General features: G+C 47.9%; 15 protein-coding genes. 7 read left to right on the top strand and 8 right to left on the bottom strand.

All coding sequences use genetic code 11. The features are described 5' to 3' along the window. Window positions 1–107: 107 nt before the first annotated feature. Together ACR0QE_RS08410 and ACR0QE_RS08405 are read right to left on the bottom strand one after the other, a co-directional pair. Window positions 108–1,415, bottom strand: a complete 1,308-nt coding sequence (locus ACR0QE_RS08410; protein WP_432627919.1) for an SLC13 family permease — start codon at window positions 1,413–1,415, stop codon at window positions 108–110. A gap of 15 nt (window positions 1,416–1,430) precedes the next feature. Next, window positions 1,431–2,585 (bottom strand): 2-methylaconitate cis-trans isomerase PrpF family protein, encoded by a 1,155-nt coding sequence (locus tag ACR0QE_RS08405; RefSeq protein ID WP_432627918.1) that lies wholly within the window; start codon window positions 2,583–2,585, stop codon window positions 1,431–1,433. A gap of 483 nt (window positions 2,586–3,068) precedes the next feature. Between ACR0QE_RS08405 and ACR0QE_RS08400 the strand changes: the two genes are divergently transcribed. Beyond that, the gene (locus ACR0QE_RS08400; protein ID WP_432627917.1) at window positions 3,069–3,977 is read left to right on the top strand and encodes a LysR family transcriptional regulator; all 909 of its coding nucleotides are present in this window, start codon (window positions 3,069–3,071) and stop codon (window positions 3,975–3,977) included. 31 nt (window positions 3,978–4,008) lie between these two features. Here ACR0QE_RS08400 and ACR0QE_RS08395 read toward each other — a convergent pair whose 3' ends face one another. The 3 genes from ACR0QE_RS08395 to ACR0QE_RS08385 form a co-directional block, all read right to left on the bottom strand. Then, window positions 4,009–5,220, bottom strand: a complete 1,212-nt coding sequence (locus tag ACR0QE_RS08395; RefSeq protein ID WP_432627916.1) for a M20 metallopeptidase family protein — start codon at window positions 5,218–5,220, stop codon at window positions 4,009–4,011. A 110-nt stretch (window positions 5,221–5,330) separates the two neighbouring features. Further along, a complete protein-coding gene (gene alr, locus ACR0QE_RS08390; RefSeq protein ID WP_432627915.1) occupies window positions 5,331–6,479 on the bottom strand; it encodes an alanine racemase in 1,149 nt (382 codons plus the stop codon). A gap of 313 nt (window positions 6,480–6,792) precedes the next feature. Then, entirely contained in the window at window positions 6,793–7,398 is a 606-nt protein-coding gene (locus ACR0QE_RS08385) for a 50S ribosomal protein L25 (protein WP_432627914.1), read from the bottom strand. A gap of 462 nt (window positions 7,399–7,860) precedes the next feature. Here ACR0QE_RS08385 and ACR0QE_RS08380 point away from each other — a divergent pair, with 462 nt between their 5' ends. From ACR0QE_RS08380 to ACR0QE_RS08370, 3 genes are read left to right on the top strand one after another with little or no spacing between them, the layout of a single operon-like run. After that, window positions 7,861–8,550, top strand: a complete 690-nt coding sequence (locus ACR0QE_RS08380) for a TIGR01906 family membrane protein (RefSeq protein ID WP_432627931.1) — start codon at window positions 7,861–7,863, stop codon at window positions 8,548–8,550. 15 nt (window positions 8,551–8,565) lie between these two features. After that, on the top strand, window positions 8,566–9,852 hold the full coding sequence (locus ACR0QE_RS08375; RefSeq protein ID WP_432627913.1) for an ROK family transcriptional regulator: 1,287 nt from the start codon (window positions 8,566–8,568) through the stop codon (window positions 9,850–9,852). Window positions 9,853–9,877: 25 nt separating this feature from the next. After that, entirely contained in the window at window positions 9,878–11,461 is a 1,584-nt protein-coding gene (locus ACR0QE_RS08370) for a D-alanyl-D-alanine carboxypeptidase family protein (RefSeq protein WP_432627912.1), read from the top strand. An 87-nt stretch (window positions 11,462–11,548) separates the two neighbouring features. Here ACR0QE_RS08370 and trpA read toward each other — a convergent pair whose 3' ends face one another. The 3 genes from trpA to ACR0QE_RS08355 form a co-directional block, all read right to left on the bottom strand. Continuing rightward, complete coding sequence (gene trpA, locus ACR0QE_RS08365) at window positions 11,549–12,328, bottom strand: tryptophan synthase subunit alpha (protein WP_432627911.1); 780 nt, start codon at window positions 12,326–12,328, stop codon at window positions 11,549–11,551. Then, window positions 12,321–13,511 carry a tryptophan synthase subunit beta gene (gene trpB / locus ACR0QE_RS08360; protein ID WP_432627910.1) on the bottom strand — a complete coding sequence of 397 codons (1,191 nt, stop codon included), beginning with the start codon at window positions 13,509–13,511 and terminating at the stop codon, window positions 12,321–12,323. Before trpB ends, trpA begins: the two co-directional genes overlap by 8 nt. Window positions 13,512–13,810: 299 nt before the next feature. Further along, window positions 13,811–13,933: a hypothetical protein gene (locus ACR0QE_RS08355; protein ID WP_432627909.1), complete on the bottom strand. Its 123-nt coding sequence runs from the start codon at window positions 13,931–13,933 to the stop codon at window positions 13,811–13,813. A 239-nt stretch (window positions 13,934–14,172) separates the two neighbouring features. On the opposite strand from ACR0QE_RS08355, the gene ACR0QE_RS08350 reads away from it, so the two are divergent. The 3 genes from ACR0QE_RS08350 (at window position 14,173) to ACR0QE_RS08340 (ending at window position 16,310) form a co-directional block, all read left to right on the top strand. Further along, window positions 14,173–14,409 (top strand): hypothetical protein, encoded by a 237-nt coding sequence (locus ACR0QE_RS08350; protein WP_432627908.1) that lies wholly within the window; start codon window positions 14,173–14,175, stop codon window positions 14,407–14,409. A 304-nt stretch (window positions 14,410–14,713) separates the two neighbouring features. After that, window positions 14,714–15,190, top strand: coding sequence for a Fur family transcriptional regulator (locus tag ACR0QE_RS08345; protein WP_432627907.1), 477 nt, complete (start codon window positions 14,714–14,716; stop codon window positions 15,188–15,190). Then, the gene (locus ACR0QE_RS08340; protein ID WP_432627906.1) at window positions 15,180–16,310 is read left to right on the top strand and encodes a metal ABC transporter substrate-binding protein; all 1,131 of its coding nucleotides are present in this window, start codon (window positions 15,180–15,182) and stop codon (window positions 16,308–16,310) included. Before ACR0QE_RS08345 ends, ACR0QE_RS08340 begins: the two co-directional genes overlap by 11 nt. Window positions 16,311–16,361 lie beyond the last annotated feature (51 nt).

Here is a 16,361-nt window from a genome sequence, read left to right as displayed (position 1 = left end):
TTTCTGTCTCAGGAGCTTGTTTGTAATACTCCCACCTATAGAGGAGGGGGACATTCACTCTGAGTTATATGGCTCTATATCATATCAATACAATCTATAAATCTATTTTACAGGAACAATCCACCGAGACTGAACACTCCAATCAGTGCCATCAAAACATTGATCAGCACATTTCCGACAGACAACAGGAACAGCGTGTAAAACATCTTGTTCATCTCCTCCGTTGTCGTCTCTCTCGCAGCTGAATAGGAAGACATGATGATTGCTCCACCTGTGGAGAGCGGGCTGATTGCTGCTGCAAAGGAAGTTGCTGTAATCGCGGAAATCAGTTCTACATAATTGACTCCGGCAAATCTCTGACAGATCTCTGCGGAGATTGGATACAAAGTCGGCATTACCACAGCGGTTGTCGAGCTCACCCAGGAAAGAATTCCAGATGTCGCTGCCATAATCGGAGCTGCTGTGCGCGCCGTCATCAAGGAAGCCAACGTGTCCGAAATCAGGTCAATTCCACCCATCACACTGATCATGTTTACCAGAACACCAACTCCGCAGATCATAATCAGAGTTCCCCACGGAATGCTCTTAATTGCCTTCTTTTCATCTGCACAGCCAAGCAGAATCAACACAGCCGCCATAACGAAAGCGAAAAGACCTGTATCAAGTTTAAATCCAATACAACAGATAACCATGATCACAATCGAAGCCATTGTAATCTGCTGCTTCCGGTTGAATTTCGGAATCTCAGATAATTTCAAAGGGTTGTCCGCTTTCACTTTATGTCCCTTGTACAGGATATAGACAACCAGAGTAAATACAAATCCTGACAGAAGTGTGCTCAAAAACAGGTGAAGAGAAAAACCGTCATATCCAAGCGGTGTTGATAACTCTTTTGCAAGAATTCCCGTCAGGGACAGCGGAGATGCACAACCTGCATTTGCTCCAAGCTTTGCATACAGCGCAGTCGCCATCGGATTGATGTCCAGCTCAAGTGCCAGATAAACCGCAAATGTCGTCATCAAAATGCCTGCTGCAATATGCCCCGGACCGATTGCGGAGATAAATGCGGAGAGGAAAAACATCAACACAGGAATCAGATATGTTCTCTTTCCGACAAGTGCCACTATCTTTTTCGAAAACAAATCAAGTGTGCCATTCTGGGAAGCCATTCCAAACAGGAACGTGACTCCGACTAATGTTACAAACATGGAACTTGAAAAACCTTTTGTCACATCGCTTGCTTTTAATGCGCGCATCGCCTCTCCGGCAGGAACCTGGAAATCTACCGCCATTCCAAGAAGCATCAGTAAAAATGCCGCACCGATCGAGAAAAATCCGATATTAATTTTTTTGATAAACCCAACTGCAATGACTGCTACCAATAATGAAATCTGTGGCAGAAATTCTCTGATCATACCCCATTTCCCCCTTTATCTTCTGACTGTCGCTATTCCTTCCATGAGAAGGTTCGCTGTACGAAAACCAAATGTGTCTTCAATCACCGGATCGGCATTTTTCTTCTGATAGTCTACCCCACACTCCAGAATTCCACTTGGATGACCAATCCGGATAAACTGCGTGTCAGCATCCGGATTTAAAACCTGCTGTACAATACTTCCCGGAATCACCGCTGCTGCTGCCGTACACATCGCCCCTGTCATCGCATAACTCGGATGCGTCTTCTGCATGGACATCATTCTCGAGAGAAGATCAATCTGATCTTTCTCAATTCTTGTTCCATCTGAGGTCACATACGCTTCCGGTTCCGAGACAAATGTCATTTTCGGGATTCCCGGCGTCTCCCACGCTGATTTCGTGTAGTCTTCAGTCAATCCAAGTTTAACTGCCGAGAGTCCCCGGATCGTCTCAAGAAGATTCAATTTTTCCTCATCAGCATTTAACTCATCCGGAAGTTCTTTTCCGGAAAGCCCTAAATCTTTTGCTCTCACAAACACGAGAGGATTTGCCGCATCCACAATGGAAACCTCAACGTTACCGTATCCCGGAACCTCCAAAATGTCAACCGGACGTCCGGTTGGCAAAAGTCCTTTTCCAAGTGTTCCTGCCGGATCAATAAATTTCAGACGGATCGGCGAAGCACCTCCCGGCACCCCTGCAATCTGAAAATCTCCTGTGTAAACCACCTTGCCATCTCTTGTCTTCACATCTGCCGCAATCATCTTATCCGTATTCGTGTTATAAATTCGGACGGTTGTCATTTCTCCATTTCCCTTCACAAGCCCCTTTTCAATCGCAAATGGACCGACTCCCGAGGAAATGTTTCCGCAATTTCCCTTATAACTGACAATCGGCTTATCCACGGATACCTGGGCAAAGGTGTAATCGACATCCGCATCCTTCCGTTTCGATACTCCGACAATCGCAACTTTGCTCGTCACGGACTGAGAACCACCAAGTCCATCAATCTGCTTTTTATCTGGACTTCCCATCATTCTCAGAAGGAGCTCATCCCACTCTTCTCGATTTTCCGGCATATCCTTTTCTAAAATATAGACTCCCTTACTTGTTCCACCTCTCATGATTGTAACTGGAATCCTCGTCACTTTTGACTGTTCTCCCCGCATGAAACTTTCGCTCCCTTTCCTGTCTCTCAATTTGTTCTCTCTTTTTTCTATTTTTTTATATCCTGTTATCGTTCTGTGAGATCCAATTTTTCACTACCTACATACTTATGATCTCTGTCCACCGGCGTTAGCTTTATTATATGGAATGTTTTTATATTTGTACAATTCATTGTTTTTATTAAAATTATAGCTGAATGGAATACTTATTCTTTTTAAAACAGTCTTTAGCATTCAAAAAGAAACAAATAATTAGAGAATCAACGATTTTATGGATTTTTTCTTCCATCGCGGATTTCAAAAAATTCGTCGTAAAATTCATATTTTTTATTATTTTTATAGTTTTAAGGAATAATATGGAATTTTTGTCTCAAAATCAATTTAGAAAAAAAATAGAATATCGCTCACAGATGTGCTACATTTATATTGCCGCTACTCAAGTTGACAACGGCATCGCTGGCAAAATTTATTTTTACGGGGGATTTTATGGATTTTAGAGATTTGTCATATGTACTTGCGATTGCAAAATATCAAAATATCACGAAAGCAGCAAACGCGCTGTTTATTACTCAACCGACGCTTACAAAGTTTCTTCAGAATCTGGAATCAGATCTCGGGCAGAAACTTTTTCGTAAACTCGGTCATCGCTTTGTCCTCACCTATGCCGGAGAACGATACGTCGCAAAAGCAACTGAAATTTTAAATTTAAAGAAAGAGCTGGATCAGGAGATGGGAGACATCATCAAGGACAATCACGGTTCTCTCAAAATTGCCTTTCCTACCATGCGCGGAACCTACATGCTTCCCTGTACGCTCCCGATCTTCAATTCACTTTACCCAAATGTCCAGCTCAATATTTTAGAGTCACACTCAAATCAGCTTGAGAGCATGATCTTAAGCGGCGAGACAGATCTCGCTTTTTTTAATCTGCCAATAAAAAGTCCTGATATTGACTATGAAATCATCAGCCATGAGGAAGTTCTTTTGATCATGCCCGATCACCATCCTCTCGCCGAAAAAGGCATACCACGAGATGGATGTAAATTTCCGTGGATGGATATGAATCTGATCCGGGACGAAAAATTCATTCTGCAAATTCCGGGACAGAGGACAAGACAGACTGTCGATCATCTCTTTAAAGAGAGCGGATTTGCACCAAATATCAAGCTCCAAACTGCCAATATTCCGGCGATGATCCAGCTTGTCGCAAAGGGATACGGTTGCGGGTTCGTCACAGAAACACATCTGAAACATATCCAGCCACCACCCTCCGTTGTCCGGTTTTCTGTCGGAGAGCCGTGCACAACCGTCGACTTTGTCGCTGCCTATCGTCGTGGAAGTTACCTTCCCTACCATGCAAAAGAATATATCAGTATTGTGAAAAACTTTACCTGATGTTGTTCCGGGACTTTTTTATTTCATCCTATTATTTTTCTTTTGTCAAAAGTTTCAGCATAAGCTCCGTCTGCATCCGCACTCCGATCGGGAGACAGCGCTCATCAAGATCGAAGTGATCGCTGTGCAGAGGAGCTGTGATTCCTTTTTCCTTATTTGCGCAACCCAGATGATAGAAGGAGCCCGGTGCTTTCTCCAGGAAGAATGAGAAATCCTCAACTCCGAGACTCGGAAATTCTTTCTCATGGACATGCTCTTTTCCAAGAATTTCTGAGGCAGTCTCTGCAACGAGATCGACAATCTCGTTCGTGTTGATCAGTGCTGCGTATCCCGGGACTACTTTGAGCTCTCCGCTTCCACCAAATCCCTCGCAGATGCACTCTACCTGGCGGCGGATCGTGTCGATACAGAACTGTCTCGTCTGCGGATCCGTCGTGCGAAGTGTTCCTGTCAGCTCGACCTCCCCGGCGACAATGTTTCCGGCTGTTCCACCCTGAATCTTCCCGAGAGTGAGAACTGCATTGTTCAGCGGAGAGACATTCCGGCTCACAAGACTCTGAAGCGCATTGACTACCGTCGCAGCCATCACAATCGCATCGACTCCGGTCTCCGGGTAAGCGCCGTGACAGCTCTTCCCGTGAATGTAAATGTGGATCTCGTCCGAGGATGCATTCAGCTTTCCATGGCGAATCTCGATCTCCCCTACCTCATACGTCGGCATCACATGAAGACCAAGCACATAGTCGACTTTTGGATTGTCCATGCAGCCTGCCTTCACCATGCGGTCCGCACCTCCGATCGTCTCCTCCGCCGGCTGAAAGAAGACTTTCACACATCCACTCCACTCATCTTCATGCTCCTTGAGAAGTTTTACCGTTCCAAGCGCAATCGTCATGTGAGCATCGTGACCGCACGCGTGCATGACTCCCGGATTCTTCGAACAGTACGATCTCGCCGGATCTTCGTTTAACGGAAGCGCATCAATGTCCGCGCGAAGCCCGATCGTATTTCCCTTCCTACCGTTATCGGCTGTCACCTTTTTTCCCTCAAGTTTTGCAACAATGCCCGTATCCGCAACCGGAAACTCATAAGGGATTCCCCACTGGTCAAGATATTCCCGAATTTTTTCCCCAGTCCAGTGCTCATTTGTCCCCAGTTCCGGATGCTGATGAAACGTCCGGCGAATCTGCGTCAATTCTTCCTGCATTTCTTTCATATGTTCCAGCTGATCTCTGATTGTCATCTTTCTCCCTCAACTTTCCTCTGCCGTCTAGCCCTTATTCATCTAGTCCGTTATTTTTCCAGTCCGTTATTCTCATTCTGGTTTCGGCGCTCCCAGATTCCATATATTACTCAACACTTCTCAATATTCTGGTCTCCGTGCGTGTAGATTCGCGGGGAGCGTCTTGTCAGTCGGGAGACAATCTCATTCTTGTTCGTCCCTGCGAGCGTACTGACTGCCTGCACATCCAGCGTGTTTTCACTTCCATCGCCGTAAATGATGACCTCATCTCCGATCTGCGCCTCCGGAACATCCTTTAAATCCACCATACACTGATCCATGCAGATCACTCCGACTACCGGCACCTGTTTCCCATGGATTGTGACGATTCCATTTCCGCGAAGATTTCTCGGATATCCGTCCGCATAGCCAAATGGCAGAGTTCCGATCCTTGTGTCCTCTGGTGTTGTCCACAGGAAATCATAGCTGACTCCCTCTCCCTTTTTTAGCTCCGAAATATGGCTGATTCTGGTCTTAAATGTCAGAGCCTGACGAATATCCAGCTGCCCCTTGTGGAAGCCCTTCAGACCGTAAATAATCGCTCCTGCGCGGATCATATCCATGCGGTACTCCGGATAATCGACCGAGGCGATGCTGTCCGCGATGTGGCGGTACTTGAACTGGCAGTTCTCTTTTTCAAGCGCATCAAGAACCTTTGTAAAACGTGCAAACTGCTCCTTGTTTGACTCATCATCTTTCAAAACCAGATGGGTGTAGATTCCCTCCGCCTCAATCCACGGCAGACGGCAGACATTCATGATCTCTTTTATGCCGCTTTCTGTGTCAGGAAATCCCAGACGGTGAAATCCTGTATCCAATTTGATATGAATGACTGCCTTCTTTCCGCGCTCCTGTGCCAGTTCATTCAAAATCTCTGCCTGATGAAGCGTGTCGATCGTCTGGATGATCCCATAGTCCACAACGACGGAAAGAAGACGGTCCGGCGTCAGTCCCATAATCAGAACCGGATATTCCGGATCGGCTTTCTTTAGCTCAATCGCCTCCGAGAGTGTCGCAACCGCCAGAAGGGATGCTCCGTTTTCTATCAAAGTCCTCGCAATCCCAACCGCTCCATGGCCATATCCATCTGCCTTGACAACGGCGGCAACTGCCGTCTTCTCCCCGGCCATCTCCTTGATTGCTCTCATGTTTCCGGCAATCCGGTCAAGATCCACCTCGATCACCGTATCTCTCAAAATCATCTCTTCGTCTTTCTTCATCTTACGCTCTCCCATCCTGAGAAGACTGGCGATCTCCCACCTGTCGATGAGGGGTCATCCTCCCTGAATTTTATTTCTTAGAATTTACTTGATGTATGTTCTATGGCATATTTCTGGTATCATTATAAAACTTTACACTGAAATTGCAATTTGCTTTTCTTCTCTCTGTCTCTCTTTCATCCGCACAAAAAAAGAGAAGCAAAACACAACCTGTGCTGTGTTCTGCTTCTCCTTTTTGTGTTCTTCCTTTATTTCACCTGATACTCTGAATCTGCCTTGTCTGTGCAGGTTTTATATTGTCAAACACATACCCTTACTTCGATGCCTTGGCATCCTTCTCATCGCCCTCGGCTTCCTCATCGTCCGGAACATCTGCGCTCTTAGGAGCAACAACCGATACGACAACTGCCTCCGGATCGGTCTTCAGATGAATGTTCTTGTTTGCTGCGATCGGCAGATCTGCAACTTTCAGAACATCGCCAGGCTTCATATCGCCGACATCAATCTCAACCGTCTCAATCATCTCTGACGGTACTGCCTTATAAGAAATCTCTTCAAGAATCAGCTCTACGACTCCGCCGACAACCTTTGCCTCATTCTTCAGAACAACCTCTGCAACAGAATGAACAGCCTCGCCGCTTACAAGTGCCTGGAAATCAATCTCTTCCAGCTGACCCTTTACCGGATTGTAATCAATCTCTTTTACCAGAACGCCCATCTGCTCGCCGTCGACATCCAGCATGATCTGGCTGCCTTTCTTCTTGGTCTTGAACAGGCGCTCTGCATCTTTCTTCTCAATCTTAACCGGGATAGAACCCTTGATTGCATGGCCAAATACGTTTCCGGTCACATAACCTTCTCTTCTCAGTTTCTTAGCCTTTGTTGACATGTCTCTTTTCTCAGCCTTTAAAGTATCCATATTATCTATTCCTCCAAAATACTGATAGTCCGCAGACCTGCCATTTCATTTCTGCAATGGTATGTGTCTCTGTTTCCTGTCTCTTTCTTGTTACGTCTGTATTATAACACCCAATCACAAAAAAGATTTACCAAAAGACAATTTTTTTCTGCGGGGTTTTCCGCCATTTTTTCTGTCCTGATTTTCTTATTGTCAAATTTTCTGTTTCCATTCAGGACCTTTTGTTACCGTTCATGCGCTATTCAAATGATAACAGCCTTTTTTCTTTTCTGTATTCTCTATTCTGCGCTACAAATTTCTTTACTTTTCTCTCCCGAAACATTAAAATGAAATCCGTAACTGTACACTAAAATTCATGTATAACTGTGCTCTAAAATTAGTGTAAACCATCAGACACGCCATAAGAGTGTCTCTGATATGCAGAGCAACTAAAATATAACAGAAAGGACCATTCTCAGCATGATGAAACTTCTTCACAACGCTCTCGGCATCGTCTTTGCCTTTGCGCTGATGTTCACTCTTCTCATCACTTCCGTGGAAGCCGTCACTTACTGGACTCCCGGCTACTATGAGAAAGAATACGAAAAATATGATGTTTTAGATGATGTCCAGATGGAGATGGATGATCTCCTCGATGTCACCCACGAAATGATGGCATATCTGCGCGGAAAACGTGCGGATATGCATGTTCCAACGATTGTAAACGGTCAGCCCCGCGAATTCTTTAACCAGAGGGAAATCGCCCACATGGAAGATGTTCGCGGACTTTTCCTCGGTGCGATTGCACTGCGCCGCATCTGCCTGATTCTGATGGCAGCCTGTGTCGCACTGCTCTTCGCCTTAAAAGCGGAAGTTCGCAAAGTTCTTCCCCGGACAGTCTGTGTCGGCACAGTTTTATTTTTTGTCGTTCTGGCTGTCCTCGCCGGCATCATATCCACGGATTTTAATAAGTACTTTATTATCTTCCACCACATTTTCTTTAACAACGATCTGTGGATGCTTGACCCGAATACAGATCTTCTGATCAACATTGTGCCGGAACCGTTTTTCATGGACACTGCCGCCCGAATCGCTGCCACCTATGCAGTCAGCGTTGTCGCAGTCTTCGCCGGATGCGCCGGATGGCTGATCCATCTGAAAAAGAAGAAGTAAAGATTGAGGTTTTCTATGCAGGAAAAAATAAACGGAAAAAGCGGACAAAACCAGATTAATATGCAGGATTCCAACCGCGCGGAAGTGCTCCGCTTTCTGGCGCTTCACCCGGGCTGTTCGCGGGCAGAACTCGGTGAAGTGACCGGTCTGACTCAGGCTTCGATGACAAAAATTGTCCGATCCCTGACAAAGTCCGGACTGATTTATGAGACCGGATTCACAGCAGGAAAAAAGGGGCGCCGCTGCGTCGGTCTCTCTCTGAATTACAACCGATACAAAGTGCTCTCCGTCCGTCTTTCCGAGCGATGGCTGGAAATCCAGCCTCACGATTTTCACGGACAGCCCTGCGGACATCTGCTCTCCGTCCCGGTTGAATCACTCCGCGAAGAAAACATGGAGTCCATCATGCGGACAATCGCGGACGGAGTGTCCACTTTCCAGAAAGAGTTTCCGGAACTCTGTGCCGCTGCAATCGCTCTTCCGGAGCCCTGCCGCCGCGCAGACGGGACCATGCTTCTCAGACCGTACCAGCCTTCTTCTGCCCTCTTTCCACTCCAAAGAAAACTGGAAGAGATGATCTCTCTTCCCCTTTTTTTCATCCATGACGCTGAGGCGGGCGCCATCGCCTGCTGGCACCATTCTCCTGACAAAAACACTGGAAATGTCATCCTTCACATTTTTGCAGATGAGAGTGTTGAGATCGGGCTGACCCGCGGCGGTCTCTGTCTCAGCGACGCGCGAATGATTTCCATGACCGGTCATCTTCCGATCGACCCACACGGAAACATTTGCCCCAAGTGCGGAAGGACCGGGTGTCTGGACTCTAATGCAAGTCTCTCTGCCATCGAAGAACATGCAAGGCAGGAACGCTCTGCATTTCCAGAAAGCGCTCTGAACAAAGTATCCGTTCTCTCTGCCCGCACCGTATTTGAATCTGCCCGCCAGTGGGATCCTCTTGCGATGAAGCTGATCCGCGACTGTGGACACAGTCTTGGGCTCGGAATTGCTTCCCTGCTTGCCCTGTGCACTCCCGACCGTATTTTTATCAGCGGAGGAATGACGCACGGCGGAATGCTTCTGCTCGAGGATGCGAAAAAAACAGCAAAAGAACATCTCGCATCTTACCAGACACTTCCTCCGATTGAGCTTGTGCCTGCACAGGAGAACCGGATTCTCTCAGGAGCCGCCCACTTTGCCATCCAGCAGCTTTTAAATGCGCCCTCGCGCTATCTTTTCCCCAGCGAAGATACTCAAGATGCTCCGGAAAGTGAGAGCGAAAATGAGCATAAAACGGATACTTAAGGATCAATTTTTGAAAGGATAAATTATGAAACGAATTGCTGCGTTTTTTCTTGCCCTTGTCCTTCTGACGGGGCTGATCTCGCCGCCGGCGCTCGCAGCCACTGTTCCCTGGCCGGAGAACGTGGAAATCTCGGCGGAGGGCGGAATCCTCATGGATGCCGGTTCCGGCGCCGTCCTTTACGGCAAAAATATCCATCAGGCTTATTATCCTGCGAGCATCACAAAAATTCTGACCGCATTGATCGTGATCGAAAACTGCAATCTCGATGAGACTGTGACCTTCTCTCACAACGCCGTATACAATGTCGAAAACGGAAGCAGTTCCGCCGGAATAGACGAGGGGGATCAGCTGAGTGTGCGCGACTGTCTCTACGCAATGCTTTTAAAATCTGCAAATGAGGCTGCAAATGCGCTCGCTGAACACGCTGCCGGTTCCATTGAAGATTTTGCCAAGATGATGAATGAGAAAGCGCAGTCCCTCGGCTGCACCGATTCCCATTTTAACAATCCGAGCGGACTCAACGATCCGGAGCATTACACCTCAGCCCACGATATGGCGCTGATCGCCTGCGCTGCTTTTGAGAACGATACGTTTGTGGAGATTGATTCCAGCCGTTACTACGATCTCCCGCCGACCAAGCGAAACCCGGAGGGAAGCCGTGTCTACCCGGGTCACAAGATGCTGAAGAAGAATCTTCCCGAGTACTATCCAGGCATTCTCGGTGGAAAAACCGGTTACACTTCCCTCGCAGGCAACACCCTCGTCACCTGTGCAGAGCGAAACGGAATGCGCCTTGTCTCAGTTGTTCTAAACGGTCATCAGACCCATTACAGCGACACAAAAACCCTGCTTGATTTTGGATTTGCAAATTTCTACTCGGTAAATGTGTCCGCGGAAGATACGACATATTCCGCCCTCGCAAATGACATGACAATCGCGGGACTTCCTGCTGCGGACCTCTCGATTCTGCATCTTCAGGATGACAGTCGGATCACACTGCCAAACAGTGCCAATTTCTCCGATACCGAGTCCTCGATCTCCTACGAGCTTCCCGCCTCTGCACCGAAACTGGCGGTTGCACAGATCACTTACCAATATGGAAACCACGATGCAGGTTATGCGTGGCTTTTAAGAGACTCAAAGACCTCCGGCTCCGGAACGGACGCCCAGTCATCGGCAGATTCCGGCAGCACAGCCGCTCAGGAATCCGAGGCTGCTTCAACCTCCGCTTTGACCTCTGCCGCATCCGAAACAGCGGAACCTCCCATGGACTCCTCCGCAGTTGATCCCGGTACACCGCAGACTTCCTCCCCGCTTCAGATTCATGTTCCGCTTGGATTCTGGATTGCCCTTTCCGTCATCGTGATTGCAGTCCTCATCCTCGCCATCCTCATGTTTATGAAGTTTCATATTGAAAAGCGGGAAGAAAATGAGCGCGCCGAGCGCTACCAGCGCCGTCAGCAGCGCATTCAGGATCTCGGAATGTCACCGACCGAATTTGACCTCATCATGGAGGAAAAGCGTTCTGGTTCTGCGCTCCGCTCAAAGGACAGCCGGAGACGTTCCAGACGACGAAAATCATTGCTTGAACTTTTAAAAAAGAAATAAGGTAACACAAACGGCTCCGTGTCTTTTCGGAGCCGTTTTAATTTTACTCATTACCCAAGTCTGCTTACTAAACTTCACAAACTTCACTTACCCAAGCGTTTTTAACGCATCCTTCATCGACTTTACATACTCTGCCACGTGGGGAACTGCCTCGCGTCCATATTTTTCCATCAGCCGCACAATCGCACTTCCGACAATGGCTCCGTCCGAGACCTTTGCCATCTTCACTGCCTGTTCCGGCGTCGAAATTCCGAAACCGACTGCACATGGCACGTCCGTGACCGCGCGGATCTGCTCCGTCAGCGCACCGATATCAGTTGTGATCTCACTTCTGACTCCAGTGACTCCGAGAGAAGAGACGACGTAGATAAATCCCTGTGCCTCTTTTGCGATCATCGCGATCCGCTCTGCCGACGTCGGCGCAATCAGAGACACGAGTGACAGACCATAAGCATCAAAAAATGGCGCAAATTCTTCTTTCTCCTCATACGGAACATCCGGCAGAATTACCCCGTCTATCTCAACTTCTGCACATCGCTCTGCAAACCGTCCCGTTCCGTAAGAGAACACGACATTCGCATACGTCATAAAGACCATCGGAATCTTCACATCATTTCTGAGTTCTTTCACCATCTCAAAAATCTTATCCGTCGTCGTTCCCGCAGCAAGCGCTCGCACATTCGCACTCTGGATCACCGGTCCCTCTGCGGTCGGATCCGAAAACGGGATTCCAAGCTCGATCAGATCTGCCCCCGCTTCTGCCATCGCACGGACTGCCTTTGCCGTCGTCTCAAGATCCGGATCCCCGCAGGTGATAAATGCAACAAATGCCTTTCCATGATCAAATGCCTTTCCCAGATTACTCATTGATATCCTCCCCTCTGTAACGGGCGATCGCTGCACAATCCTTGTCGCCCCGTCCTGAAATGTTAATTACCATGATCTGATCTTTTCCCATCGTCGGTGCAAGTTTCATCGCGTAGGCAACTGCATGTGCCGACTCAATTGCCGGGATGATTCCCTCTGTCCGTGCAAGATACTCAAAGGCATTCACCGCCTCATCATCTGTGACCGGAACATACTCGGCGCGTCCCTGATCGTGAAGCATTGCGTGCTCCGGTCCGATTCCCGGATAATCCAGTCCTGCCGAGATCGAGTAAACCGGTGCAATCTGGCCGTATTCATCCTGACAGAAATACGATTTCATGCCGTGGAAAATTCCAAGTTTTCCAGTCGCAATCGTCGCCGCCGTCTCCGCGGTATTCACTCCGCGTCCCGCTGCCTCACATCCGATCAGGCGGACTTCCTTATCGTTGATAAAATTATAAAATGCGCCGATTGCATTGGAACCGCCGCCGACACAGGCGAGAACCACATCGGGGAGCCGTCCCTCTTTCTCCAAAATCTGCTCCTTGATCTCTTTTGAGATGACGGACTGAAAATCTCTCACAATCGTCGGAAATGGATGAGGTCCCATCACAGATCCGAGGCAGTAGTGGGTATCGTCAATTCGATTTGTCCATTCACGGAAGCACGCAGAGCAGGCATCCTTGAGTGTCCCTGTTCCTGTCGTCACCGGGATCACCGTCGCTCCGAGAAGCCGCATGCGGTAGACATTGAGCGCCTGACGCTTTGTGTCCTCCTCTCCCATATAAACGACGCACTCCATTCCCATCAGGGCCGCCGCTGTCGCCGTCGCCACTCCATGCTGGCCGGCTCCGGTCTCCGCAATCAGGCGGGTCTTTCCCATTTTTTTTGCGAGGAGTGCCTGACCGAGCACGTTGTTGATCTTGTGCGCACCCGTATGGTTCAAATCCTCGCGTTTCAGATAAATCTTGGCACCTCCGAGATCTTTTGTCATCTTTTCTGCATAGTAGAGCCGGCTCGGACGGCCCGCATACTCATTAAACAGCTCACTTAACTCCGCCTGAAACTGCGGATCATTTTTATAATGATTATAAGCTTCCTCAAGCTGAATCACTGCTTTCATCAGGGTCTCCGGGATGTACTGTCCTCCGTGAATTCCAAAACGTCCATTCTTGTTTGTCATTCCTGCTTCTCCTTTTCCACAATCGTGTTCTTCAACTTCAACTGCTGTCTCTGCCAGATTTCAATTTCCATAACAGATTCTGTATCCTGTGAAATCGCCTGCAAAGCGGAATAAAAAAACGCCCTCGACAAATCTCATCCGAAAATAAGATTTATCAAGGGCGAATATTCCGCGGTGCCACCTCGATTCACAGGATTCATGCAAATGCAAAAAATACAAAAAACCTGCGCACTCTGCGTAGTACAATCATACTACCGGCTGATAACGCCAGCCTTAACGTCGCAGAATACTCAGCCATCTTACCGGCCTTTGACTGCGCCCTCAGCGGTCCATTTGACAATCTGGGTTCTGCCTGCTTTCCACCATCGCAGGCTCTCTGTGAGTCCATAACTGCCGTTATCTCCGCATCCACGGTTTTTCATATAAATTATCGTTACTATATCACCGTGATTCCGATTCTGTCAAGAAGTTTCTCTTATTATTTTTATTTTGCTGAAAGATTTTCACAATCCGTGACACTTGACAGTTAATTTTGCAGAAAGATCTCCGTTGAACTCTGAACGATTTTAGAGTATGATTATGGTGTTCACGGAATGAAAAATCTGACATTCCACTGCTTAAAACAACAGAAATTTACAGATAACAGGAAAGGATGAATAAAATGGGACGCAGCTATCGCTTATTAAAGAAAATCAATCAGGAACAGGCAGACGCAATCTTAAAAGAAGTCAGCGAGCTTCCGATGGTAAAAGGCACCGGATTCAATAAGGATCTGACTCTTCTGAACATGGAAGTTGAGGAGGACTGCTATCCGGACGTTATGTCTCGCGTTGTCAACATTTTCCGCAGACTTGCCGGAGGCTGTGATCTGTCCTTCGATCATTTCATCTACGAGTAAAATCGATTTCGTTTCAAATTTCATTTATTTATGATCTATGCCCTCTGCGGGAGCACTCACCTCTGTGTGATAGGTCCCGCAGGGGGTATTTTTCTGTTTCCACTCCGTTACTGTTCACGCGCCCTGCAAACAGTAACGGATTTTGTATCATACGGCATTTTCAGTTCAGAAAATGCCTACCCGTGTACAGTAACTCCACTACTTCTTGGTATTTATTTCCATGGAATTCGCCTTGACAATTTTTCTCCCCCTGCTATAATATGAAAACAGAAATCATTTTCAAATTGGAACAGGGAGTGTTTTTATGGCAGAAAGAGGAAGATACCGCACCAGACAGCAGGAGCTGATTTTGGACTGTCTGCGGGAACAGAAAGATGCATTTCTGACTGTTGATCAGTTGATGGACTATCTCGGTCAGAAACAGATTCAGGTGGGGCAGACCACCGTTTACCGGACTTTGGACCGTCTGACCGGCGATGGTGTCGTGATCCGGATTCCATCCGTAAACGGTTCCAAAGCTCAGTACCGCTATCTCGGAGAGGATGAGACGAGCGAACCGGGCAAAATGATCTGTCTCAAATGCGGGCGGATCGTTCCTCTCGAGTGTTCCCATTTAAAAGAATTTTCCAGACATATCCAGCAGGAACATGGATTTCTTCTCGAGCCGGAACACCTGATTCTTTACGGTTATTGCAGTCACTGCGGTGGAGGAATTTCCATTCACTCCTGCCACCATTCATGTTCATGCAGCAAGGGAGATCACAATATCCATGAGAAATAAATCACACAGACTAATTACCGCCATCGCAGTCTCGCTGACTGTGGCTTTGTCCCTCTGCGGATGCAGCAGACTGGCAAAAAATGATCCTCTCCCCTCCTCATTTGAAAATCTCGAAGACGGAAAATTAAAAGTGGCAGCGAGCTTCTATCCGATGTACGACTTTGCATCAAAAATCGGGGCAGATCAGATCGATCTGATCAACCTCGTTCCATCCGGCACGGAACCGCATGACTGGGAGCCATCCGCCTCCGATCTGACAAACCTTGAGAAAGCTGACGTCTTTATTTACAGCGGCGCAGGGATGGAGCACTGGGTCGACCGCGTTCTGAACAGTCTGACAAACTCTGATCTGACGGTTGTCGAAGCCTCTGACGGCATCGCCCTCCGCACAAGCGACGAGGATGAGGATGAAGAGCACGACCATGACCATGAAGATCATAATGATCACGAGCATGAGCATAATCACGAGGATCACAACCATGATGAACATGAAGAGCACGATCACGGGGACGAGGAACATAGTGACCATGAAAAAACCTCGCACATCTTCGATCTCACCAGCCATGAAAGCCATGCGGGACACTCCCACGATGGAGGTCTCGACCCCCATGTCTGGCTGAATCCGGAGTATGCCAAGAAGGAAATGGAGAACATCAAAAATGCCTTCGTCTCCGCCGATCCGAAAAACAAAGATTTTTACGAGGCAAACTATCAAAAATATGCCGCAGAATTCGACCGGCTCGATGAAGATTTTCACAACACCATCGAACCACTTCCCAACCGGGAAATTGTCGTCGCCCACGAGGCCTACGGTTACCTCTGTGATGCTTACGGCCTGACTCAGGTTGGTGTGGAGGGACTGACTCCTGATTCTGAACCCACACCGCGGCGCATGGCACGCATCATCGACTTTGTGCGGGAACATCATGTAAAAGTCATCTTTTTTGAGGCTCTCACAAGCTCCAAGTCAGCAGACACAGTCGCCGCAGAGACCGGAATCAAGACAGCGGTTTTAAATCCGCTCGAGGGTCTGAGCGGGGAAGAGATCGAGGCCGGAAACGATTACCTCTCCGTTATGAGAGAGAATCTGAAGGCACTCTCCGAAGCTCTGAGTGAATGACGACTTGCCGTGAAATCTATCAAAGAACAGCTACCACAGATACAACACAGA

This window comes from Brotaphodocola sp., from assembly GCF_050873065.1.
Classification (GTDB): domain Bacteria; phylum Bacillota; class Clostridia; order Lachnospirales; family Lachnospiraceae; genus Brotaphodocola.
This window is presented reverse-complemented; position numbering and strand designations above follow the sequence as displayed.